Origin of the sequence: Candidatus Neptunochlamydia sp. REUL1 (assembly GCF_963457595.1) — a bacterium.
GTDB lineage: Bacteria > Chlamydiota > Chlamydiia > Chlamydiales > Simkaniaceae > Neptunichlamydia.
In genome coordinates this window covers 1,594,492-1,618,162 of sequence record NZ_OY735137.1, presented here as the reverse complement: position 1 = coordinate 1,618,162, position 23,671 = coordinate 1,594,492, and the positions used below count along the sequence as shown (strand labels likewise).

The window sequence follows — 23,671 nt, the reverse complement described above, 5'->3', positions numbered from 1 at the left end:
CTAAAAACCATCAAAATCTTGATGGAAGGAACTCCTATTGGGATCAAATACAAAGAAGTCAAAGAAAGATTTATTAATCCTCGAAGATGTTAAAGAAGTTCACGACCTCCATATCTGGTCCATTTCAACAAAACATTTTTCTCTCAGTGCCCACCTAGTGTCAGAAAAGGAGGTAACGCAAGAAGCGATCAAACTGATTCAAAGAAAGTATAAAATCTTTCATACAACCATTCAAATAGATCGCCAGTATTACCCAGATCCGCTATGATGGCTGTATGAAGTATGTCCTTTTTTGTTTTATTTTTACGGTTCACTCCCTATTTGCTTTTAGCTTGAAAGACCGGTTCTTAGAAGCTGAAGAAGGGACCTATATTGTCACGGAACAAAATCAACTGGTCTCCCTTTTGCACCTTCATACAAAAGGAGAAAAACGCTTCTTATTTGAGGAAATTAGTATTCCTCAACACCAAGTCAAAAAAATGAAGTGGGATGAATGGGTGAGTAGAGGAGCTCCCGGACATACCTCATGGATTCTGTACGAAATTGATCTCGAGAAGGAATCTGTTACCGAATGTTACTCAAGGACCCGTAGAGCTTGGGTTCCAACTGATGAAATGGCGGCTTTCTTAATCCCTCTAATGTCCTTGAATCTTCATTATCTTTCTGAAGAAGAGAGAATGCAAACAGGCCCCACTCCTAAACCTGGAACAGTCCAAAATCGCCCTTGGGGACCCCCTCAAGTCCTTGAAGGAAAGAAAATTAAAGGGGTTGAATACGATGTTTATACTGCTAAATGGCCCGCAGATCATACAGAACTTTCTGGAAAACCGATAGTCCTCTACTTCGATAAAGAACGTAAAAACTTTCCCTTTCCCTACTGGCTACAGGTCAGAGATGGAGTGGTAAAGTTTAAAATCCGTGCTCTTGACTCAGGAAGAGGGATGGTTTCTCCAGCACACGACATACCCCGACGCAGACCTGCCTTTACTTCAGGCATTCATAAAGAAGACGGAAAAATGCAGCTATCACTTAACTGCCCAACATACTTTGATTCATTGAAGCTCTATGCAGTCGATATGACAGAACCCCCCCGCCTCACCCACTTAATTCCATGCGACGAGAAAAGAAATGGAGAGTCTCTTACCCTCTCAATCGATCAAAATAAAACTGATGCCCTTTTCACTTCTGCCCATGAATACTTATGGATTATTTCCTCAGAAAACCCTGAAATGGCAGTCGAATCCCCGTATTCCTATACTCAATAGAACTGAAGTTCTTCGGTAACCTCGTAAAAGATATAACCCGCTTTATAAGGACTTAATTGCATTGATTTCAGAGGCAACAAATGCAATTTGTTCGAAATACTCCCTAGCACTCTGTTTGGAGTCTCTACGAGAAATATCTCTATCTAGATCCATTACATGCTTGTTTGCAAGACGCATTGCCTCATTGATTAAATCATCTAAACGATCATGTACATAGGGAGACACTTCTTTAATATCCTTCATTATAATTTCGACATTATCTCTCCAATTATAAAGGTCAATCATAATAGGAGGGTCTTTCAGTTGCTCTCCAAGCTGAAAAAGGAGTAACTGAAGTTTTTCTTTGGAAGCATCATCTTCCGGCATGTTATCCATTCTAGCACCTCTATTATTGGTAAATACTATAACCAATGTAATTATTGCACTATGCAACCTATCTCTGATAGTCAATTTTTATGAACATAAAATAAAATACAAAAATAATAAAATGAACTTGAAAAAATGAACCCTCTCTCTCTCTACGAATGAATTTGTTAGTATTTGATAAAGAACATGTTACAAAACATCAATAATTTCTTTATGAAAATTTTACTTTACAACAATCGGAAAAATGCAATTCTCACGCAGAAACAGTTATGAACAAGTTTTCCACATTAACCCTGTCATGTAAGAGTCTCACGTGTACATTTATGTTTTGATGCATTAGAATCTGCTCTATGAAAATATATCGATTAAAGAAATCTCTTCACATCTTCCGCCATATCCTAAAACTCTACCGAAGAAAACGGAAAGTTCTATCAGAAATTCACCGAGTGGAAGTTGTCCAAACCTTGACTAACCTTCAGGAACAAATTCTTGAGAAGGACCGCGTACAAGCTTCAGAAATAGCCCATGAAGCAGAAGAGTTCTTAACTCTTTATCTCAAAAAAAGTCCACTAGAGCGCATACGAGATTTTATTGTTGGGCTAGGGCTCGCTCTTTTGGTCGCGGTCCTCATTCGAACCATGTGGTTTGAACTCTATGAGATACCGACTGGCTCGATGAGACCAACGCTTGCAGAAGGAGACCGTCTTGTTGTCTCAAAGACCACATATGGCATCAACATTCCATTGAAACGAGGACACTTCCTTTTTGATCCTGACCTTGTGCTCAGAAATGGAACAGTCGTTTTCACTGGTGCGGGAATGGATATCCATGATGTAGACACTCTTTATTTCTATCTCTTCCCTGGAAAAAAGCAGTTTGTAAAACGTCTCATTGGAAAACCTGGAGATATCCTCTATTTTTATGGGGGTAAAATCTACGGAATCGACAAAAATGGAAATGATATTTCAAAGGACTTAAATCCTGAGTTCTTAAGCAAGATTGATCATGTCCCCTATATTTATTTGAATGGGAAAATGATCCTACCTGAAAAAGCACAGGGCGGCATTTATGCCCCAGTCACTCTGAAGCAAATGAACAAAGCTGTTGCAAAACTCTCATTAGGGTCTACCAATAAAGTCATTGGAGAAATGCTTCCCCCTTTCAAGGGAGCCGTTGAAGATTACTATGAGCTTTGGGGCTTTAGTGATTATGGTGTTTCCCGCCTGTTAACCGATCGCGAGGTGGAGAAATATACAGGTACGCCCCTAACTCAACTGGGAAAAGCTCCTCTCTATATGGAAATCATCCACCATCCAACTGTTAAACATCCTAAAATCGAGAAAGACCCAATGGGACGATTGGTCCCCAGCGTAGGGACAACATCCTCTGTGATTCCTCTGTCACAGGACCATTTAAATACTTTGATGAGTAACCTCTACACCGCGCGCTTTATCGTAAAAGATGGGCATGCTTACCGGTATGGGTCAAAGCTAAGCCAAGCGAGTCCCAAGCTCCCAGGCATTCCAAATGGAACCTATGAGTTTTACTATGGGAAAGGCTATCAAGTACGCTTTGGAGGGATTATAACCGAACTTCCAAAGGACCACCCTCTCTATCAATTTACACCAGAGCGGATGCAACTCCTTTATAATTTAGGAATCGAGTGGATGACGTTCTACGCTCCCTATACAAAGGATCAATACCTTCTCCCTTCTCGCTATGTTTACTACCGGGATGGAGACCTTTTTGCAATGGGAGCCTCTATGATTAAAAAAGATGACCCCATCCTATTAAAGTTTATTCAGCAAGAATACCTCCGTCAAGAGGCGGCCCCCAATTATCGCCCTCACATTCCTTTTGATGATCCTGGCCCTCCCCTTACGAGTGAAGGAGAGATTGATACAGCTCTTCTCCAACAAAAAGGAATTACGATCCCAGTGAGCCGCTATATGGCTCTAGGAGATAACTACGCGATGAGTGCAGACAGCCGCGATTTTGGGTTCGTTCCTGAAGAAAATATTCGAGGAGCCCCAGATTATATTTTCTGGCCTCCAGGCCCTCGTTTTGGAGCCATTCTGCAAGTAGATTATCCTTTCTTTAATTCTCCTCGTTTTGTTGTTTGGGTCCTCGCTTTTGTTGGCTTTGGTACGTACTATATTGTTCATCGCAAGTGGAACAAACTCCCTCAGAAAATCGAATGAGTACCCCAGAAAAAACTCTTAAGTCGCGCAGCTTTTCAACGCGCTTCGCTTTTATCTGGATGCAAATTGCAACTGAACCTTTCGTCGCTTTTTATACCCTTCTTTTATTTATATTGCGGAAAGACTTAAATGCCACAGCCTTCCAGATCTCAGTTTTAGCGACACTTCGCCCCGTCCTCTCAGTTTTATCGTTTTACTGGAGTGCAAATCTACTGAGAGAAAGAAGCAAACTTCTCTCTAATTTTATGGGAGCATGGGTTCTCTCTTTTATCCCCTTCCTCTGCCTGCCTTTTATTAGCAACGTCTGGTTCGTTATCTTGTGTGCTGGAGTCTATCAGTTGTTTTCAAGAGCCTGCATCCCTTCAAAAATAGAAATTCTTAAGCTTAACCTTGAAAAGGAACCCCGCGAAAAACTCTTTTCCCACCTGTATGTTCTCGGGTTTATAGAAAGTATTTGCTTGGGTCTTTTTGTGGGAAAACTTCTCGATATCTATGAAGGGTCTTGGCAGATCCTATTTGCGCTTGCAGCAATTTTCTCCTTGACTAGCACTTTCATTCAAATGCGTATCCCTCTTCCTCAAAACCTAAAGCAAGACGACAATATCCTGCCCATCTCCTCAAATCGTCTCTTGCAACCAATAAAAGATTCGATCCATTTGATGCGCTCTCGCCCCGATTTTGCCCGCTTCCAGTGGGGATTTATGCTGGGAGGATTTGCTCTGATGTTTATGACTCCTGCGATTCATATCTACTATGCTGACACTCTTAGTCTTACTCATAACAATTTGGCGATTGCCCGTTATATTTGGATGGGAGTTGGAGTCGTTTTCACCTCATTTTTATGGAGGCGAGGAATTAACCGTATCTCTTTAAATCGCCTCACAGCATTCATTATCCTGGGGTTTAGTCTCTTCCCATTTACCCTCCTTTTTGCCATGTCCAATATCTTCTGGGTAAACATTGCCTTTTTATTCTACGGAATAGCCCAGGCAGGAAGTAACCTTATCTGGCATCTTTCTGGAACCCTTTTTGCTGTCGATGAGGATAGCTCAAAGTTTTCGAGTGTGAACATTCTCATGGTTGGACTCCGCGGCCTTGTTGCCCCCGTTCTTGGTGGCATCTGCTGCAGTTTTTTCCCTCCTTTGACAATTCTCGGAATCGGAATCGTTATTGGTTTAACGGGCGTTTTGTATATGCTACGCCCGGTTCCAAAAGTTCTACCTTCCCAGTATCCCCATCAAGTGCATAGCGACAATTAAGAGGCAAGGTGACCTGAGACTCAATGTGACCTGAGGGAAATCCTGAAATTACAGGATAAGAAACATCAGAAAAATATTCTCTACAAACCTTTTCAACTGTCCAACCATCCTCTATATCAGGCTCGCAATTATTCCATGAAGCTAGAACCAACCCTGCCAAGTTATCTGTCATCCCTGCTTGCTTTAACTGATTGAGCATCCGATCAACCCGATAAACTTTTTCCCCTACATCTTCAAGAATAAGGATTTTTCCTGCTGTATCAAGCTGCCACGGCGTTCCGATATGAGCAGTAATAAGAGCAAGATTTCCTCCTACAAGAATCCCTTCTCCTTTTCCACCTACTATTGTTTCACATTCCAGAGGGTTTTCATAAACACCTGTTCTTCCATCACTGACAATATCCCATATTCCCTGCTCTAAAAGTTGCGTATCCTTCATTGAATCGAATGTCCACTTTGCAACGGGAGCTAAAAATGTGACGAGACCCGCCTTCTGCATCAAAGCAATATGAAGAGCTGTGATATCACTCATCCCTATGAAAACCTTGGGATGCTCCCGAATATAGTCATAGTCTAAAAGATCTAAAATCCGCCCCGATCCGTAGCCTCCACGAATACACCAAATCGCTTTGACTTCCACATCTTTCCAAGCCTCCATCAAAGCTTGTGCTCTCTCTTCATCTGTGCCAGCTAAATAGCCAAATCTCTCCTCAAAATTGCGTGGCAGTTTGACTTGAAAGCCACGCTCTTTCAAAGCTGCAGATGTCTCATCAAATCCATCACACCATGAAGCTGGAGCCACAAGAGCAATGTTATCCCCCATTTTTAGGGGTTCTCCTTGAACCGGAGTCATTGTTTTTCTTCCTTAAAGCTAGGATTAAAAAAGGATGAAATTGCCTCATAATAAGCATTTGCCACATCAATCACCCTACGAGGACAAGGAATTCCACTGACGACTTCGTCATTCTGAGATAGATTAATGAGTTCTTTTTCATTATTTTGAATCAGTGTCTCTCCGTAGCAAATGGGTCCTTTAATCAATCGAGTGATACAAAGGTTTCGACTAAATACTCCAGCTGCTTCCGATAGACTATTTTGCATAGGGGATGTGAAAGGTGACACCTTCAGGTGCTTAGAAAACACATCCACAAGCGTGCGGGCAAAATACGCAGAACTCTCAAGATCTTGGGTACAAACTAAACGCAAAAAATGAAAGCGATCTTCAACAGAGGTTAGCTCATTTCTGCAAAATGCCCCCGGAATGAAAATAAGGTTAAAGTTGTCCTTTATCGGTTCAATTGTTTCTTCGCAATCAATCGCATTATAATGAATTGCAATCGTAAGATCGGGTTGATACTCATTGATGACCCTTGCCCTTTCTCTCAAGTCCAATCGGTTATAATGACGCCTAAAAATCGTTGAAAGAGCCACCCCTTTTTCCCAGTATTCAGGGTGTTTTTTGAGCCAATCAAAAAAATTCTCGGGATAGACTCCTTCACCAACCTTTGTTCTAGTTAAAAAAACTAAAGCTCCTTGCTCTTCGAGAATTTTCTTCAGATGCATGGCTGTCAAGAAGGACAATGTTCCTTCATCAAAGTTCACAGAGCGCCCTTCATGCACCACGTCGATATATCGCTCCTCTAGCCTTGCCCATTTGCCGCCAAAATGGCCTGGATCTATGGCGATCCTTGCAGAACTTATTGGCTTAGCAAAACTGAACTGGGGCGATGAAAGACTTTCATTTCCGAAAGCAAGACGGTACTCACAGATACCCTCTTTTTTATCCTTTGGAGACGCAAAAATAACAAGCGCATCCTCTTGAATTTCAAAATAATTCTCTATTTCTTTCGAATACTGAAGATAGTGGGAAATTTTGTGTGTAACATACTCCTTTGATAGCCTGCCTTGAAAGGAATCAAACTCTGCAAAATCATAGTAGAAGCAATGCGCCGAAACAGTGAGCAGAAGAAGTACCCATTTCATTGTTTTTCAAGCGAAATTACGGCCCGCTCTCCGTTTAAGTCCCATTCTTCCCCCTCTGTTGCTTCAAATTTTACTTCAGAAGCTAAAACCTCATGGGTAATATACTCACGGTATTCATCGAAACACTCTCTTACGTGAGGTGTGGTATCAATCACCATTTTTACGCGATCAGTCACCTCGAACCGCATGTTGCGCCTTTGTGTGTTAACTTTGTTCACAATTTCTCGAGCTAAACCTTCAAGTTTAAGAGCCTCATCCAGAGTCGTATCAAGCGCGATTGTCATAACCCCTTCTGTTGCAGCAACAGACCCCTCCTTAACTCTGCGATCAACAAGAACATCTTCCGAGGTAATGGAAAACTTTTCCCCATCAAGATCCAACTCGTAATCCCCCCCATCAAGAGCACTTGGCTCTAAAGAAAGAATCGCTTTTTGAACTTTCTTCATTAATGGTCCAGCACGCCGCCCCAATGTCTTAAAGTTAGGTTTGATAGAAACCTCAACGAATCCCTTTTCATCGCTGTGATATTCAACAGCCTTCACATTAAGCTCATCCAAAATCAGATTTTCCTGACCCTTGAGAAGTTTAATGACCCGAGGGTCACTTGAAATCAAATGGACTTTTGGCAAAGGTTGTCGGACCTTTAATTTGTGTTCTTTTCTAAGAGCATGCCCCATGCTAACGGCTGTTTGCACCGAGGCCATCTCCTCTTCAAGAACTTCATCGCGCCACGTCGCATCATAGCCCGGAAAATCACAGAGATGAACGGAAATTGGATCCTTTTTTGTTCTAAGATCTTGGTAAATTGCATCACTAATAAAAGGAACAAATGGCGCAGCGACCTTTGACAACTGAAACATCACCTTATAGAGAGTCTGGAATGCTTCTGCGCGATCCTCCGTCTCCTCATCCGCCCAGAATCGTCCCCGACTGCGCCGAATATACCAGTTCGTAAGCTCTTCAATAAAATCAACAAACGGATCAACGGCCTGGCTAAGTGAGTAACCATCCATCCCCTTTTCAACATCTAAAATCAGTTTCTGCAGTTTTGAAAGGATCCAGCGATCAATAGCACACTTAGGCTTCAAACCACCTGGCTTCCACTTGTAGATATTTGCATACGTCGCCAAAAACACATAAGAGTTCCAGAGAGGAATCAAAAACTGGCGAAGCACCAACTCCACCCCTCTTTCCGCAAAACGAAGATCATCGGCCTGCACAACAGGGCTATGGAGCATATAAAGACGCACTGCATCAGCACCATACTTGTTCATCACAAGTTCTGGATCAGGATAATTCCTTAAACGCTTTGACATCTTCGCTCCATCCTCAGCCAAGATAATCCCATTCACAATTACATTTTTAAATGCAGGCTTATCAAACAATGCCGTCGACAAGATATTGAGCGTGTAAAACCACGCCCGCGTCTGGTCAAGCCCTTCAGCAATAAAATCTGCAGGAAATGCATCAAGTGTCTCTTTTTCGTTCTCAAAAGGGTAATGATTCTGAGCATAAGGCATCGACCCTGACTCAAACCAACAATCAAAGACTTCGCTGACTCTCGTATAGACTTTCCCGTTTTCTTCAAAAGTCAGTGTATCGATGTGATGACGATGAAGATCTTTTACCGTTTTGCCTGTCCGTTTTTCGAGCTCTTCAACACTGTTGATAATAATAATATCCCCATCCGGACTCCTCCATAAAGGAATCGGCGTTCCCCAATAGCGATTTCGACTAATTGCCCAGTCCCGAGCATTTTCAAGCCATTTTCCAAAACGCCCATGCTTTAAGTGATTCGGAACCCAATGAATATGCTCATTATTTGACACAATTTTATCTTTAATCTTTTCAACCGCAACAAACCATGTACTTATAGCCTTATAAATTAGAGGCGTATCAGAGCGCCAACAAAAAGGATAACTATGGCGAATCGTTCCTTGATGAAAAAGACGCCCCTTCTCTTTGATTTTTTTGATTAATTCTTTGTCGGCATCTTTTACATACTTTCCTTCAAAGTCAGGCAGCTCAGCAGTGAATTTTCCATTCTGATCGACAGGACAAACAAGATCAATCCCCGCATTCTTACAAGCAAAAAAGTCGACCTCACCAAATGCTGGTGCAGAATGAACAATCCCAGTTCCCACATCTTCACCGATTGAATCCTCACCAATGACTGAAAAGCTATTAGGGCTCGCTTCTTCAACAAAGTAATTAAACATCGGCAAGTAACGCTTTCCAATGAGATCCTTCCCCTTAAAGGTATCGATAATTTCGCAACCATCTTTGAAATAGGTCTCAATACGTCCTTTCCCCAAGATGTAAAATTTCCTATCCTTTTGGACTTTAACGTAATCAAGTTTCTCCCCTACCATGACCGCTAAATTCGAAGGAAGAGTCCAAGGAGTCGTTGTCCATATCAACAAAGACGTTTCTGGATCATCAACAAGTGGAAAACTAACTGTAATCGATGGATCATCCACATCCTGATAATTTAAGTTTGCCTCAAAATTGGAAAGGGGGGTTCCAAGCTGAGCTGAAAAGGGCATCACTTTGAATCCTTCATAAACAAGTCCCTGTTTCCATAGCTCCCCAAAGACCCACCAAACAGTCTCCATAAATGTGAGATTCATTGTCATATAAGTCTTGTCAAAATCGACCCATCGACCCATCCGGTTGACCGTCTTCTTCCACTCTTCTGAATAACGCATCACGATACTGCGACACTCTTCATTGAATTTCGCGATTCCAAACTGCTCAATATCTGTTGCCCCAGAAAGCTCGAGGGCTTTTTCTATCTCCATTTCAACAGGAAGACCATGGGTGTCCCACCCAAAACGGCGAGGCACTCGATAGCCCTTCATCGTCTTATAGCGAGGGACAACATCCTTGATTGTTCCAGCAAGCAGGTGCCCATAATGAGGAAGCCCTGTTGCAAAAGGGGGACCATCATACATCGAAAATAGAGGGGCATCTTTGCGCCCATCTACTGACTTCTTGAAGACTTTTTCCTTCTCCCAAAGAGCCTGTATCCGCTCTTCTCTTTCTGGGAAACTTTCCTTGCGATTTTCAAACATAACCAGCCTTATACGTAAACAGAGTAGTTTACGATTCCGACGTATAATAATCAATACTTGCCTCAATAGACCCAACCTGTTAACATTGAATCACCTAAAACTTAAAAGACTGGTAGTGAGAGTTTTATGTAATAAAATCCATTTGTGGTATAATACAACTGGGGGTGCATTGGTTTCGACTTGGAAGCAAAGTACCGATGGCATGCAGAGGATTCGGTTGGCCTCTTAAAAAAGCCGAGACGACATAACTGTCAAAGAAGAAAAAGTTGTAAGCATCGCTTCTCACGCTGGTTTCACTAGCGAAGATGCGGTTGCTGCGGCCGCTGCTTAAGACCTAACCCGTCTTTGTAGCCGACCCTCTGAGATTGGACCAGGGATCTTGGAACGGTCGTCATAGATCTTGGCATGAGCACTGCCGCTTGACTTCCAGAGGTAGTGTTTCGAGATTAAAGGAAGTGTGCGAGCCCTTAGTGGGGTTCCTTACAGCAAGGCTTGCACTATAAATTAAGGAACTAAGCATGTAGGCATTGTTATAGAGTTTACTAAGGACGAGAGTTCGAATCTCTCCACCTCCAAATTACAAAAAGACCGAGTTATACTCGGTCTTTTTTATTAGAGTGGAAATTCAAACTTAAGTGCTCAAATATACGCATCTACAATGCAGGCAGGCCTCTGAAAAATTATCAGGAGCACAAATCCCACATTGAAAACTCGTTACTATAGGCCCTTAACGTTTTTAGCTTCTGGACCCTTGCGGCCTTCTTCTTCATCATATTCAACATTTTGTCCTTCATTTAGAGATTGTGTATCTACATCAAGGCTGTTGACATGAACGAATAATTCCTTTCCACCAGCTTCAGGGGTAATGAAGCCAAAACCTTTTTGTGAATTGAAAAATTTAACTGTACCTTTGGATTTTGCCATTTGGATTTCTTTCTCGCTTTAAAAAATTTAAAAAACACCCACCGATATAGCATAAAACTATACCAGCGGAGCCCATGTATTTGAGCAGCTTAGAAACATTGTAGCCTATCTCTGATAAATCTAAAAGCAAAGCCTCTTATAAAAATTTCACGCCCTCGAAGAGAGGGGTCTTATATTATTAATTATTAGATGATTAAGACTATTTCTTTCGCTGATAAAATTCCAGTTAAAAAGTTTCGAACCCACCCAATTACCTCCAAATAATCTAGAGCTCTGCCAACTTTAAAAAGTGGAGTCATTTAATTCACCTTTTCCGTTTGGCTATATGAGCTCTAGAGATTGGTGTGTAAAAAGCGATCTATGCTACTTCTCATGAAATGAAGAAGCTCCTTTTTGTCTGTCTTTTTATACACTCTTGCTGCGCTGCACACTGGTACATCGCGCCTCACGGAGGCGCAGAGTTTCTAAGCACGATGACAGAACACATACAGCCCTTTAAAGATACTGGCGTCCTCAAATACAAAGCAAAATTCCATCCAGGAATAACTCTTGGTGGTTCTTTTGGTTACCGAAAGGATTTTTGGGACATCAGTCTTCTGTATTCTTATGCATATAATTCTCTTGATATTGCAAAAAGCCACCGTATACTGGATAACACAAAAAATTCTCTGGGGTAATAGTGCAAATTTCTACAGACCTCAAACATCTCGCTTGTAATCTGCAAGCACTTCCTCAATGATATGCCAACACCGCTTGGGTTCAGCGTTGTTTGGATTTGTAAAACCAGCGGCAGTCATCAGAGCTTTCCACAAAGTCCAGGTGCGAGCACGGGCCCAAGTTCCAGCATCCAATGGTAACTCCTTGCGGAAGGCTTTTCGACTTTCGCCTTCAAGTAACGTCCAGGTAATTGCCAGATCGCAAGCTGGATCCCCGACCCGTCAACTGACCAAAATCGATAACAGCAGTAAGCCTCCCTCCTTCTGTTAAGAGGTTCCCATCACTGATATCACCATGGACCCATACAAGCGATTGATCCCAAGAAGTTGCAAGCGCTGTTTCCCAAACATTAAGTGCCGCCTCAACATCTATTTTTCCTGTTAGTTGATCTATTGCTCGACGTGTATCAGAATCGTAAACCGATAGAGATCCTCCTCGGAGGCTGTTTAGAACCAAAGAGATTCAGAAGTTTCAGAATGTAAAACTTTTGAGTTCGAAAAAACAGGTGCTTTTTGATAGGTTTTGTAGTTTGTAAGTGTTTAGAAATGGAAAATTCAGTCCATTTGGACACACCTCTCCCTAGGAGAGACACAAATTTGGGGGATCTAGAACCGCGAGCCTCTTCAGATTGTAACAAATAGCTTGCATAAAACTTGAAAACTGATTTTTCGCGATTCCTCGGTACCGCACTCGTTTCTCTATTTGCGAAAAGACCCGCTCATGAGGGGCCCTCACGGAACTGTACCACCGATCCTGATCTTTATTTTTGCCCTTCATGTTATTCTTTTTGATAGCGCCTAGATGTACCCCCTTTGCCTTAGCTATTCTGGGGGCGGGATTTATACAATAGCCCTTGTCCATATAGCTAGCCCCCTGAGAGGGACAGACGTGTTTGAAACCTGAGGCATCTGTGATATTAGCCGGAGTAATCGCAACCTTATTGATAAGACCTGTCTGCATGTCTACACTGGTATGCTGCTTATAACCATACCAGTATTTATTCTTCCCTTTACAACCAATCTTTGCTTGAACGTCTGCAGAAAATTGTGAGATGTTTTCGTTGTTCAGTTTCTCGTATTTTTCTGCAATCGCCTTATCTCTTTCCTCCCATAAATTCGCTTTAGCAATTAAATGGGTTGCATCTACAAAGGTAAAAACTTCACTCATAAGTCCTTGATCTTTTAGCTGATCTCTTAGATCAGCAAAGATCTTGGACAAGATATTGGTCCCTATTTTTTTTCTAAGCTGACAAAAGACTGTGTGATCTGGGGTATTGTCTCTCAGGTTAAACCCACAAAACCATCGAGCTGCAGTGTTTTCTTGGATAAAGCGTTCTAATTCTCTATCGCTGCAGTTCTCCAGAAACTGCAGCAATAAACACTTGAATATCCGCAGCAAGCCATACCCTTTATGGGGATTGTCCTTCTCCAGTTTTCTGAGTCTTTTCTCCACAAAACTAAATGACCAAATCTTGGCAAATTTACGGTAATTGTGGCTTTCTGGAACCAAGTCTTCTAAGCAAATCATCTCAACTTGTTGCATGGGAATCCTCCATCTAAAAAGAGAAAGAGCTTAAACTATTCTAGAAAATTATGCCAGTTCTCAACAGTCCCCCTCGGTAAAAGCTATGCAACCCAGGCAACGGACCACCCGCTGCATCGACCTTCTGCAAAGCCACAAGAAATTGAGCTAGACTCACCGAAAATTTGCCTAGATCGGCTATTGGAGTGGAAGCAACGGTATCCCCTTCAAGCCAACGATAAATAGATCATTTTCATGGATAACCCTTCCCGGGCTTACCCATTTCCAAAGGGGTTGGAATCGAAAGCAGAAGATGGGGCGCCAGTCTTGGCAGCCACTTGTGTTCTTTCTCCACCTGAGCTGCATATCCCACGGCGCTCGGCATGCGAACGAGCATGTCCTCTTCTAAATGAAAGGTTCTGTTATCCCATCCCCCCGAAGTAACAGGTCGAACAAAAAGGTCTTTCCACTTTGGAAACTGGGTGGCCATCAAACTGCGCACAAGTGCGATATCTATGTTTAATTGCTCATTATCCATATATTTTTCGATCGGGAGAATCTTTTATCCTAGTTTATCGGATGCCACGCGATAATCAGGGTCTTCTAATACATTGGTTTCAACCATATCCCCAGCTCTGCCTAAAAGTAATTTGCACTCGGGGCTGAGATGCCGAAGATGCAAGTTTTTACCCAATGCCATATAGCGTTCGGTAATAAATTGTATCGCTTCAATCGCTGAGTGATCGGTCACTCGTGCATGCATAAAGTCGATGATCACCTCTTTCGGATCATTTTTTATCTCAAATAAGGTTTTAAACTGCGTTACAGATCCGAAAAACAATGGGCCATGCAGAATGTATTCCTTTTCGCCTTTGGCATTGGTTTTCTTCTCGGCATAGATGTTTTTTGCGGTATCCCATGCAAAAACCAATGCAGCAATAATCACCCCTACGACAACCGCAACAGCTAAATTGGTAAAAACCGTGACAAGCGTCACTAAAGCAATGATAAAGGCATCGTGCTTGGGGATTTTACGAATAAATTTAAACGTTGCCCACTCGAAGGTTGCGATCACCACCATAAACATCACACCTACAAGAGCTGCTAGAGGGATCAGTTTAATGATGGGCCAGAGAAAAATAATAAAAATAAAAAGCGTAATCCCAGCAACAACCCCTGAAAATCTCCCGCGCCCACCGGAATTAATGTTGATCATACTCTGTCCTAGCATTGCGCAACCACCCATCCCCTTAAAAAAGCCAGAAACAATGTTTCCAAGGCCTTGAGCGATACACTCTCTGTTAGCACGACCTCTAGTGTGGGTCATTTCGTCAATAAGAGACAGGGTCATTAACGACTCAGAAAGCCCAATGATGCACAGCGTAATAGCATAGGGCACGATGACTTTAATAGCCGTGAAACTCAGCGGAATCTGCAACCAAGCAAAGGTTGGAAATGCCGCAGAAACTTGCTCTCTTCCCATCATATCATCAACAACACGCGTATCTAAATTGAAGAGATGTACTAGCGCTGAAACAACGATAATTGCAACTAGGGCAGACGGTATTTTCTTGGTGAATTTTGGGAGAAAGTAGGTCATAGCCATGGCAATGATAATCAGCCCAATCATTAAATACAGCGGAGAACCTGTTAACCAAACAGCTTCACCATTACCAGTGACTTTAAATTGCTCTAATTGTGCCAAGAAAATAACAATCGCTAAACCGTTTACAAAACCCACCATTACAGGCTTTGGCAAGATACGGATGAGTTTGCCCAAGCGGAATACACCCACTAGTACCTGGAAAATACCAGTTAACACGACAGTCGCAAATAGATACTCAACTCCATATTGGATGACCAAAGAAACAATAACCACTGCCATCGCGCCCGTTGCACCTGAGATCATTCCAGGACGCCCACCGAATATTGCGGTAATGATGCACATGAAAAACGCTGAAAATAGCCCCACTAATGGATCAAGATGTGCCACCAGTGCAAATGCAATAGATTCAGGAATGAGGGCCAAGGCAACAGTAAGCCCAGAGAAAAAATCAATATTCCATTTACCCTCAAAAGGCATCAGAAATTTCTTAACGCTTTGTATCATCGGTGTCCAAGTTAGGGTTCATCTATGAATGGGCCGGCCATACTATACAAAAGTATAATTCCAAGGAAGTAAATAGTCTCGTCTATTTTGGGCGATTGAGCTTTTGCCACAGCTTGTAAACAGCAAAGGCTTCATCATCTGGATGATGCTCCATAGGGATCGCGCGCTCTTGCCAAGGTTTTCCAATCTCCTCATAGAAATTTAGAAGTGTAAAGTACTTCCGATCATCCACATAAAACTTAGAGTAATCGTCTCGAGTTGTGATAAATATGACCTTCTCTGGGCTGCAATAGTACATGGCGGCAAGGCACATCGGGCAAGAGTGAGCAAGAATATAAAACGTGCATCCGTAAAAATACTCTGATTTTAAAACCCGTGAACCCTTTTGTATCGCTAAAATTTCGGCATGAGCAGTGGGATCGTTTGTTTGAGCCACTTGATTGGCTGCCTCGTCTAAGACTTCTCCATCCTTAGTAATACCATTCGTAAAAAATAAAGTCATAAATTTAATTGGTCTTTTCATGTAAGCTGTTTGAGTTTAACAGGAGGTGAGTGTTGAGAGGAAGAAAGGCCGCTCAGATAAAAGGACTTGATCAGTACGATTTCGATAAGCTTGCTAAAACAGAGGGGAGTCCAAGAGAAAGGAGGCGGTTTCTGGCATTTGCCCATCTCCAAGAAGGGAAGACGTTTACAGAAACAGCAGCCTTTGTACGGGTGAAACTCAGGTCTTTGATGAGGTGGATCAAGAGATTTAGAACGGAAGGTTTCGAAGGGTTAAAAGATAAGCCGGGTAGAGGTAAGAAGCCATTGATACCTCTAGAACATCAAGCTGCATTCAGGCAAGCTGTTTTAGAGCTGCAAGAGAAGAAAGTAGGTGGACGTATCAAAGGGAGAGACATTTTGGAATTGATGAAAACAAAATATGGAGTCGACCCATCTTTGAAGACGGTATACAATACATTGAAAAGGGCTGACCTCGTCTGGATCTCGGGTCGATCAATTCACCCCAAGGCAGACTTAGAAGCCCAAGAGACTTTTAAAAAAACTTCTCAGAAAAAGTAGTTGAGGCATTGCCAGCAGGAGTAGAAATAGAGTCTGTTGATATTTGGTTCCAAGATGAGGCTAGAGTGGGCCAAAGAGGCACTGTAACCCGTACATGGGCCAATAAAGGAACACGTCCTCGGCTCGCACGTCAGCAGCAATTTGAATACGCTTACATATTTGGAGCTATTTGCCCCGTCAGAGATGAAGCTGTAGGCCTTGTAATGCCAGCTGTAAATACAGAAGCAATGCTTGTGCATCTTGAGCACATTTCCATGAAGATTCCTGAAGGAAGGCATGCAGTTATTGTGCTGGATAGAGCTGCTTGGCATACAACAAAGCGACTTAAAAGGTTTAGCAACATAAGCCTTCTACCGCTTCCTCCGGTTTCGCCAGAGTTGAATCCAACAGAACAAGTATGGCAAACGCTTCGAGATGAACATCTAGCGAATCGCTGTTATGAAGATTATGATGCGATTACGATGGCCTGCTGCGATGCATGGAATGCATTTGTTGACACTCCAACCAGAGTGAGAAGGCTCTGTTCAAGACCGTGGGCTATTTTATGACGTTATTTTTTACGAATGGTATAATAACGCAAGCAAAGGGACCTCCACCACCCTCCACATTCTTCCTCGCAATTTTAATCGTTCTATTTACAAAATCCATTCTATAACCGTTAACAATTTCCTTTTTCTAGCTACAGCAGCTTACTCTATTTCATGAAGAGTTTTGTTAAAAGAATGGAAGACTCCATGGGCTACCGGTGGAACAATAACCTCTCCTTAAGAAGTAACTACTACGGCGCCTCTTTCAAAAACATCTGCAGCCAAAGTCTAGCCAGGTCTTACTATCGGCTATGGATTCTAGACACTATCCAACTTTACTCCACTAAAACGGTTCTTGCCGGAGCTTCATCGGAACCTGCAATCTTTATCGGAAAACAGTAAAGCGTACAGGTCCCTGGAGAGACCTCTGTAAGATTGACCCCCTCAAAAATAACCACCTTTGCCTTGAGGAGGCTTCGATGGGTATTAACAAGACTATCAAACGGAGCCACGCTAAGGTAATCCATCCCAATGAGATCGATTCTGATAGAGTCAAAGAAATATCATACATCTTCATGAAGATTAACATAGAGCACGAGTAAAAATTAATTCAATGCATTCCTTTTTGAAAGACGGTCTGTATAATTTACGTATCTTTTAACCAATCAAACATGATAGACTAGTAGAAATTTCAAAATTAAGTTGGTTAGAAAATGACATTCGATAATTTAGATCTTCATCCTAAGATTCTTGAAGCAATCGCTGCTGCAGGATACTCTGAACCGACAGAGGTTCAAAAAGCGGTTATCCCTGTGGTTAAGGAAGGAGTCGACATCCGAGCTTCAGCACAAACGGGAACGGGAAAAACAGCTGCCTTTTTGCTGCCCGCTATTAACCACTTAGTGACTTCCCCCTCAAAAGGTGGCAAAGGACCTCGAGTTCTGATACTCGTTCCAACACGCGAGCTTGCAATGCAGATTGAAACACAAGCTAAAAAATATACAAAGTATCTCCCCCATGTCAAAGTGGTTTCCGTTGTTGGAGGAATCCCCTATCACAAACAAGCACCAAAACTTAGACGCTCGTTAGATATTCTTATTGCAACACCTGGAAGATTGATTGACTTCATCCACCAAAAGAAAGTTGAATTCCCTCGACTCGAAATGCTCATCCTTGATGAAGCCGACCGCATGCTCGATATGGGTTTTGTAAAGCCCGTAGAGGATATCGCTTCGAAAACACCCTCTGACAGACAAACGTTAATGTTCTCTGCAACAATGCAGGGAAGTGTCATCAAATTGTCTAAAAAACTCTTAGATAATCCTAAAGAGGTTGCAATTGCTTCTCAGCAAATGACTCATGAAAACATTGATCAAAAAGTGCATTTTGTTGACGACCTACACCACAAAAATCGTATTCTTGATCATATTCTGGGTCAGGATGAAGTGACAAATGCAATCGTTTTTACATCAACAAAACGCCACGCTGGCCAGCTTGTTGATGAGCTGCGTGATAAAGGGTATCCCACAGGAGCCCTTCATGGAGATATGAACCAGAGACAACGCACACGCACCATCGCACAACTTCGAAATGGATCGATTTGTATCCTCGTTGCGACAGACGTCGCCTCTCGAGGAATTGATATCCAAGAGATCTCCCACGTTATTAACTTCGACATCCCTGAGAATGCAGAAGATTATGTCCACCGTATCGGCCGTACTGGGCGCGCTGGAGCTAAAGGAATAGCCCTGACTCTAGTTGCCGGACGCGATGCTCATATGATGAAGCAGATCGAAAAATACACTGGACAGCAGATTGATACTGAAGTGATCCCAGGTCTAGAGCCAGATCCAACAAAAATTTCTTCAAATGGCCCTCCACGAAGATCTCGCAATCATAGATCTAACCGCACGCGGTCATCTCGCGGGGGCAATAAGCCTAGTTTTTCTCGAGGTGATAAGAAGACCGGTTCATCTTGGGGAGACAAAAAGCCTAATTCATCTCGTGGTAAGAAAAAGACAACTTCTTCCTGGGGAGATAAGCGATCAAGCTCACCTCGCGGCGAAAAGAAGGCTAGTTCATCTTGGGGGGACAAAAAAGCTGAATCGTCTCGTGGTAGCAAAAAACCTGGTTCGTCCTGGGGTAACAAGAAGTCTCAAAGCAAAGCGCGTCCTTCTAGGAATGAAAACCAAGGCTTCAAACCCAGAAAAACTGCCCAGAAAAAGAGCCGTCGCCAAGGTAGATAACAAGCAACTCTTTTATAATTAGAATGATCAGCTAACAAAATAGATGCTTCTTTAGCTAATACCATTCGTAAAAAATAAAGTCATAAATTTAATTGGTCTTTTCATGTAAGCTGTTTGAGTTTAACAGGAGGTGGGTGTTGAGAGGAAGAAAGGCCGCCCAGATAAAAGGACTTGATCAGTACGATTTCGATAAGCTTGCTAAAACAGAGGGGAGTCCAAGAGAAAGGAGGAGGTTTCTGGCATTTGCCCATCTCCAAGAAGGGAAGGCGTTTACAGAAACAGCAGCCTTTGTACGGGTGAAGCTCAGGTCTTTGATGAGGTGGATCAAGAGATTTAGAACGGAAGGTTTCGAAGGGTTAAAAGATAAGCCGGGTAGAGGTAAGAAGCCATTGATACCTCGAGAAAATCAAGCTGCATTCAGGCAAGCTGTTTTAGAGCTGCAAGAGAAGAAAGTAGGTGGTCGTATCAAAGGGAAAGACATTTTGGAATTGATGAAAACAAAATATGGAGTCGACCCATCTTTGAAGACGGTATACAATACATTGAAAAGGGCTGACCTCGTCTGGATCTCGGGTCGATCAATTCACCCCAAGGCAGACTTAGAAGCCCAAGAGACTTTTAAAAAAACTTCTCAGAAAAAGTAGTTGAGGCATTGCCAGCAGGAGTAGAAATAGAGTCTGTTGATATTTGGTTCCAAGATGAGGCTAGAGTGGGGCAAAGAGGCACTGTAACCCGTACATGGGCCAATAAAGGAACACGTCCTCGGCTCGCACGTCAGCAGCAATTTGAATACGCTTACATATTTGGAGCTATTTGCCCCGTCAGGAGATGAAGCTGTAGGCCTTGTAATGCCAGCTGTAAATACAGAAGCAATGCTTGTGCATCTTGAGCACATTTCCATGAAGATTCCTGAAGGAAGTCATGCAGTTATTGTGCTGGATAGAGCTGCTTGGCATACAACAAAGCGACTTAAAAGGTTTAGCAACATAAGCCTTCTACCGCTTCCTCCGGTTTCTCCAGAGTTGAATCCAACAGAACAAGTATGGCAAACGCTTCGAGATGAACATCTAGCGAATCGCTGTTATGAAGATTATGATGCGATTACAATGGCCTGCTGCGATGCATGGAATGCATTTGTTGACACTCCAACCAGAGTGAGAAGGCTCTGCTCAAGACCGTGGGCTATTTTATGACGTTATTTTTTACGAATGGTATATAGCTAAAATATTTCGTTTTAGTTATAATTTTTTGAATGACATATTCGCTAGATTTTAGAAAAAAAGTTCTATCGATCCGAAGCAAAGAAAAATTAAGCTTTGCCCAAGTAGCAAGACGCTTTGGAGTAAGTGTAAATAGTGTGTTTCTCTGGTCTAAGAGGTTAGAGCCGAGGCGCACTAAAATCAGACCTGCAATAAAGATTGATAGAGAGATCTTGATGGAGGATATCAAGAAATACCCTGATGCCTTCAACTATGAACGAGCACATCGTCTCAAAGTAAGCACTTCAGGCATTCGGTGTGCCATGAAGAGGTTAAGAATTAGCTATAAAAAAAACGCTCAACCATCCCAAGGCCTGCGAAACAAAAAGACAAATCTTTCAAGGAAAAATCGCAGAATATAAACGTTTGGGAAAGCCAATTGTATATATTGATGAAAGCGGGTTTGCCCATGATATGCCCCGCACCCACGGTTACTCCAAAATAGGACAGCGATGTTTTGGTACTCATGATTGGGGAGCAAAAGGAAGAACAAATGCAATAGGGGCATTACTTGGAACAAGCCTCCTTACACTTGCGTTATTCGAGTGCAATATTAATACAGATGCCTTTTCCATTTGGGCAGAGGAGGACTTGCTACCGAAACTTCCCTCTGAAAGTATTCTGGTTATGGATAATGCTTCATTCCATAAAAGCAAATCTATGCAAGAGAAGATCCACGCTGCAGGCCATACCTTGGAATATCTTCCTCCCTATTCCCCTGATCTAAACCCTATTGAACACAAGTGGGCACAGGCAAAGTCTAAGCGAAGAAAATATCAATGTGGAATAGACGAACTTTTCAAGGAGCACTGCCTATAACTAATTTAAGTCACTTTAGCTATAGTTCTTTATCAAATTCTCTCCATTTTTTGCGATTTGACCTCAGAGGAATGACTGGATTTATGCCCTGACTCTCGGCTTGCAATATAATTGCGTCACTATCATAAGCTTTATCGGCGAGCAAATGCTCTGCTGAAATACTTTGGATCAAGAAACTTGCTTGAGTGCTGTCATGAGTGGTACCTTGCGTAACAATAATTCGGACTGGCATACCATGCGCATCCACGGCCAAGTGTATTTTTGTGTTAAGCCCCCTTTTGTCCGACTCATGTCTTGATTACCGCCTTTAGCTCCCGATGCATGAGGGTGCACCTTAATATGGCTCGCATCTATCATGAGCCATTCATAGTCAGAATCTTCCACTAAACATTCAAGGAACGCTTCCCAAATTCTAGCATCCCGCCAACGACAAAAGCGACGGTGAGTGTTTTTCCAATCTCCATAATCAGGTGGTAAGTCTCTCCAAGGAGAGCCTGTTCGAAGAATCCAGCAAACAGCGTTAATGAACAGACGGTTATCTTTTGCTACGGCGCCCCAACCCCCTTTTCGACCTGGCAGGTGAGGAGCTAACAATTCCCAGACTTTATCTGAAATATCGTGGCGACGATGCGATGCTTTTCCCATAGAAAATTCCTTTGTTGCATTGGTATAAGACAGCAAAGTATATCAAATTCAAAATTTCTTGACGACACTATCTAATGAAGTTTTAGGGTGCGGTAGGCATCGTCGATCTGATCAAGAGAGGTGATGCAACAGCTGAGGTCTTTAAGAAGACCCGTAGAAATATCATAAACCCATCCGTGAATGGCAAGTGCTTTCCCTTTGGCCCAGGCATTTTGAACAATCGTGGTATGGCAAACATTCATCACCTGTGTCAAAACATTTAGCTCCACAAGGCGTTTATACCTTCCCTCTTTGTCTTGGATTTGATCAAGAGTCTCTTTCTCGCGGAAATAGACGTCTCGAATGTTGCGAAGCCAATTATCAACGAGTCCAAACTGAGCATTTTCCATAGCAGCAGCAACTCCCCCACATCCATAGTGCCCGCAGACAATGACATGCTCAATCCCGAGATTTTCAACGCCATACTCTAGAACAGAGAGGCAATTAACGTCGGTGTTTGGAACGATATTAGCTACATTACGATGAACAAAGACCTCTCCAGCCTCTAGCCCAATCATTTCATTCGCAGGAATCCGGCTGTCAGAGCATCCAATCCAGAGATACTTTGGAGCTTGCCCATCCACATGCCTTTTAAAAACATCGGGATCCTCTTTCTTCTTCCCTTCGGACCACGTGCGATTTTTTTCAAATAATTCTTTAAGTTTTCTCATGGAACCCATTGTAGGGTCCCAGCTTGATTTATTTCTATAATTTGCTGATTTAATCGAGCGAATCTGATCTTTAAGAAGCCGTCGTAAACGGTAGGGCGACGGAGAGCGTCATCACGACAACAAGAGAAAAAATAAACATCTTTCGGGCCCAGCGCGCATCATTTTTAGCAGAAAAACCTTTGAGGGCAAGAATAAGCCAAGAAATGCCAACAAGCGCCATAATCAGCATGAAGGTCGACGTAGTATAGCCACAAAGGGTTAAAAGAGCTGTCGCCATGATGAACGCGAGAAGATAGGTGGTCATGTGGACCTTTGTCTTGCGCATTCCTTTAACACAGGGAAAAACAGGAATCGAGGCCTTGGTATAGTCGCTAAGGCGGTAAATGGCGATAGCAAAAAAGTGGGGCATTTGCCACATAGCAATAATAGCGAAAAGGATGAATGCTCCAAGGTCAAGCGTATGCGCCGCGGTGGTATAGCCCACAACTGGTGGAATAGCACCTGCAATACTTCCAATAAGGGTCCCATAAGTTGTCTGATACTTCGACAGTGAGTAGACAATCACGTAGAAAAAAAAGCCCGTTAGGGCAACGCAAGTTGTTAATAGATTTGTTCCTATAGCAAAGGTCAATGTGCCTAAAAGACCAAGCCCGGTTCCAAAAAGAAGTGCTTTTCGATGAGGAATAATCCCACGGGCTAAGGCACGGTATTTAGTACGATTCATCTTTGCATCATGATTGCGGTCGATATAGTTATTGAAAACACAAGCAGACGCAATGATTAAAGCAAGTCCCAGAACCATATACAGAAAAAGTCCTAAATCAAAGTGTCCTCTTGCTGCTAAAGCATACCCTCCAGCAGTCGTCAGTGCGTTTCCCAGGATGATCCCTGGCTTCGTTAGGAGAAGATAGTGCTTCAACGTCAGAGGACTTCTTAGTGTTTTTTCCATTTCATCCTAAATTCATATTTTCTTCTGTAAATAC

General features: G+C 42.6%; 25 protein-coding genes, 1 other RNA gene and 2 pseudogenes. 13 read left to right on the top strand and 15 right to left on the bottom strand.

From position 1 onward, the window contains the following. The first annotated feature begins 37 nt into the window (after positions 1 to 37). Both R2I63_RS08695 and R2I63_RS08690 read left to right on the top strand, forming a co-directional pair. The gene (locus tag R2I63_RS08695; RefSeq protein WP_316356850.1) at positions 38 to 268 is read left to right on the top strand and encodes a cation transporter dimerization domain-containing protein; all 231 of its coding nucleotides are present in this window, start codon (positions 38 to 40) and stop codon (positions 266 to 268) included. A gap of 7 nt (positions 269 to 275) precedes the next feature. After that, positions 276 to 1,265: a hypothetical protein gene (locus R2I63_RS08690; RefSeq protein WP_316356847.1), complete on the top strand. Its 990-nt coding sequence runs from the start codon at positions 276 to 278 to the stop codon at positions 1,263 to 1,265. A gap of 42 nt (positions 1,266 to 1,307) precedes the next feature. Here R2I63_RS08690 and R2I63_RS08685 read toward each other — a convergent pair whose 3' ends face one another. Next, entirely contained in the window at positions 1,308 to 1,640 is a 333-nt protein-coding gene (locus R2I63_RS08685) for a hypothetical protein (protein WP_316356845.1), read from the bottom strand. 341 nt (positions 1,641 to 1,981) lie between these two features. On the opposite strand from R2I63_RS08685, the gene lepB reads away from it, so the two are divergent. Together lepB and R2I63_RS08675 are read left to right on the top strand one after the other, a co-directional pair. After that, positions 1,982 to 3,832, top strand: a complete 1,851-nt coding sequence (gene lepB / locus R2I63_RS08680; protein ID WP_316356843.1) for a signal peptidase I — start codon at positions 1,982 to 1,984, stop codon at positions 3,830 to 3,832. Continuing rightward, positions 3,829 to 5,091 (top strand): MFS transporter, encoded by a 1,263-nt coding sequence (locus R2I63_RS08675; RefSeq protein ID WP_316356841.1) that lies wholly within the window; start codon positions 3,829 to 3,831, stop codon positions 5,089 to 5,091. Before lepB ends, R2I63_RS08675 begins: the two co-directional genes overlap by 4 nt. Here R2I63_RS08675 and R2I63_RS08670 read toward each other — a convergent pair. From R2I63_RS08670 to ileS, 3 genes are read right to left on the bottom strand one after another with little or no spacing between them, the layout of a single operon-like run. Continuing rightward, positions 5,000 to 5,944: a S66 peptidase family protein gene (locus R2I63_RS08670; RefSeq protein WP_316356839.1), complete on the bottom strand. Its 945-nt coding sequence runs from the start codon at positions 5,942 to 5,944 to the stop codon at positions 5,000 to 5,002. The genes R2I63_RS08675 and R2I63_RS08670 overlap by 92 nt on opposite strands. Further along, positions 5,941 to 7,074, bottom strand: coding sequence for an N-acetylmuramoyl-L-alanine amidase (locus tag R2I63_RS08665; RefSeq protein WP_316356837.1), 1,134 nt, complete (start codon positions 7,072 to 7,074; stop codon positions 5,941 to 5,943). Before R2I63_RS08665 ends, R2I63_RS08670 begins: the two co-directional genes overlap by 4 nt. Further along, entirely contained in the window at positions 7,071 to 10,148 is a 3,078-nt protein-coding gene (gene ileS, locus R2I63_RS08660; RefSeq protein ID WP_316356834.1) for an isoleucine--tRNA ligase, read from the bottom strand. Before ileS ends, R2I63_RS08665 begins: the two co-directional genes overlap by 4 nt. Positions 10,149 to 10,308: 160 nt before the next feature. On the opposite strand from ileS, the gene ssrA reads away from it, so the two are divergent. Then, positions 10,309 to 10,724, top strand: a transfer-messenger RNA (tmRNA) gene (gene ssrA / locus R2I63_RS08655). Positions 10,725 to 10,865: 141 nt separating this feature from the next. On the opposite strand, the gene R2I63_RS08650 is transcribed toward ssrA, so the two are convergent. From R2I63_RS08650 to R2I63_RS08620, 7 genes and pseudogenes are all read right to left on the bottom strand, one after another. Further along, positions 10,866 to 11,072, bottom strand: coding sequence for a cold-shock protein (locus tag R2I63_RS08650; RefSeq protein ID WP_316356831.1), 207 nt, complete (start codon positions 11,070 to 11,072; stop codon positions 10,866 to 10,868). Between the two features lie 698 nt (positions 11,073 to 11,770). After that, the gene (locus tag R2I63_RS08645) at positions 11,771 to 11,923 is read right to left on the bottom strand and encodes a hypothetical protein (RefSeq protein ID WP_316356828.1); all 153 of its coding nucleotides are present in this window, start codon (positions 11,921 to 11,923) and stop codon (positions 11,771 to 11,773) included. 37 nt (positions 11,924 to 11,960) lie between these two features. Beyond that, entirely contained in the window at positions 11,961 to 12,245 is a 285-nt protein-coding gene (locus tag R2I63_RS08640; protein WP_316356825.1) for a phosphotransferase, read from the bottom strand. 123 nt (positions 12,246 to 12,368) lie between these two features. Next, positions 12,369 to 13,331 carry an IS5 family transposase gene (locus R2I63_RS08635; protein ID WP_316356258.1) on the bottom strand — a complete coding sequence of 321 codons (963 nt, stop codon included), beginning with the start codon at positions 13,329 to 13,331 and terminating at the stop codon, positions 12,369 to 12,371. A gap of 61 nt (positions 13,332 to 13,392) precedes the next feature. Next, positions 13,393 to 13,848: pseudogene (locus tag R2I63_RS10725) on the bottom strand (phosphotransferase); the annotation flags it as partial. 24 nt (positions 13,849 to 13,872) lie between these two features. Next, a complete protein-coding gene (locus R2I63_RS08625) occupies positions 13,873 to 15,420 on the bottom strand; it encodes a SulP family inorganic anion transporter (RefSeq protein WP_316356818.1) in 1,548 nt (515 codons plus the stop codon). Positions 15,421 to 15,502: 82 nt separating this feature from the next. After that, entirely contained in the window at positions 15,503 to 15,922 is a 420-nt protein-coding gene (locus tag R2I63_RS08620) for a nucleoside deaminase (RefSeq protein WP_316356814.1), read from the bottom strand. A 50-nt stretch (positions 15,923 to 15,972) separates the two neighbouring features. Between R2I63_RS08620 and R2I63_RS08615 the strand changes: the two genes are divergently transcribed. Both R2I63_RS08615 and R2I63_RS08610 read left to right on the top strand, forming a co-directional pair. Next, entirely contained in the window at positions 15,973 to 16,482 is a 510-nt protein-coding gene (locus tag R2I63_RS08615) for a helix-turn-helix domain-containing protein (protein WP_316355520.1), read from the top strand. An 8-nt stretch (positions 16,483 to 16,490) separates the two neighbouring features. After that, a complete protein-coding gene (locus tag R2I63_RS08610) occupies positions 16,491 to 17,030 on the top strand; it encodes an IS630 family transposase (RefSeq protein WP_316355518.1) in 540 nt (179 codons plus the stop codon). A gap of 314 nt (positions 17,031 to 17,344) precedes the next feature. Here R2I63_RS08610 and R2I63_RS08605 read toward each other — a convergent pair whose 3' ends face one another. Next, positions 17,345 to 17,521, bottom strand: a complete 177-nt coding sequence (locus tag R2I63_RS08605) for a hypothetical protein (protein WP_316356811.1) — start codon at positions 17,519 to 17,521, stop codon at positions 17,345 to 17,347. A 201-nt stretch (positions 17,522 to 17,722) separates the two neighbouring features. On the opposite strand from R2I63_RS08605, the gene R2I63_RS08600 reads away from it, so the two are divergent. The 6 genes from R2I63_RS08600 (at position 17,723) to R2I63_RS08575 (ending at position 21,333) form a co-directional block, all read left to right on the top strand. After that, positions 17,723 to 19,255 (top strand): DEAD/DEAH box helicase, encoded by a 1,533-nt coding sequence (locus tag R2I63_RS08600; RefSeq protein WP_316356808.1) that lies wholly within the window; start codon positions 17,723 to 17,725, stop codon positions 19,253 to 19,255. Positions 19,256 to 19,389: 134 nt separating this feature from the next. Continuing rightward, entirely contained in the window at positions 19,390 to 19,899 is a 510-nt protein-coding gene (locus tag R2I63_RS08595; protein ID WP_316356806.1) for a helix-turn-helix domain-containing protein, read from the top strand. An 8-nt stretch (positions 19,900 to 19,907) separates the two neighbouring features. Beyond that, a complete protein-coding gene (locus R2I63_RS08590) occupies positions 19,908 to 20,087 on the top strand; it encodes a hypothetical protein (protein WP_316356801.1) in 180 nt (59 codons plus the stop codon). Continuing rightward, positions 20,041 to 20,448, top strand: a complete 408-nt coding sequence (locus R2I63_RS08585) for a transposase (RefSeq protein WP_316356798.1) — start codon at positions 20,041 to 20,043, stop codon at positions 20,446 to 20,448. The genes R2I63_RS08590 and R2I63_RS08585 overlap by 47 nt, the downstream gene beginning before the upstream one ends. A 59-nt stretch (positions 20,449 to 20,507) precedes the next feature. Continuing rightward, entirely contained in the window at positions 20,508 to 20,876 is a 369-nt protein-coding gene (locus R2I63_RS08580) for an IS630 transposase-related protein (protein WP_316356349.1), read from the top strand. After that, entirely contained in the window at positions 20,800 to 21,333 is a 534-nt protein-coding gene (locus tag R2I63_RS08575) for an IS630 family transposase (RefSeq protein WP_316359726.1), read from the top strand. The genes R2I63_RS08580 and R2I63_RS08575 overlap by 77 nt, the downstream gene beginning before the upstream one ends. A gap of 22 nt (positions 21,334 to 21,355) precedes the next feature. Here the strand turns inward: R2I63_RS08575 and R2I63_RS08570 are convergent. From R2I63_RS08570 to cyoE, 3 genes and pseudogenes are all read right to left on the bottom strand, one after another. Then, positions 21,356 to 21,978: pseudogene (locus R2I63_RS08570) on the bottom strand (IS5 family transposase); the annotation flags it as partial. 71 nt (positions 21,979 to 22,049) lie between these two features. Continuing rightward, positions 22,050 to 22,688, bottom strand: coding sequence for a carbonate dehydratase (can, locus tag R2I63_RS08565; RefSeq protein ID WP_316356795.1), 639 nt, complete (start codon positions 22,686 to 22,688; stop codon positions 22,050 to 22,052). 70 nt (positions 22,689 to 22,758) lie between these two features. After that, a complete protein-coding gene (gene cyoE, locus R2I63_RS08560; protein WP_316356792.1) occupies positions 22,759 to 23,637 on the bottom strand; it encodes a heme o synthase in 879 nt (292 codons plus the stop codon). Positions 23,638 to 23,671 lie beyond the last annotated feature (34 nt).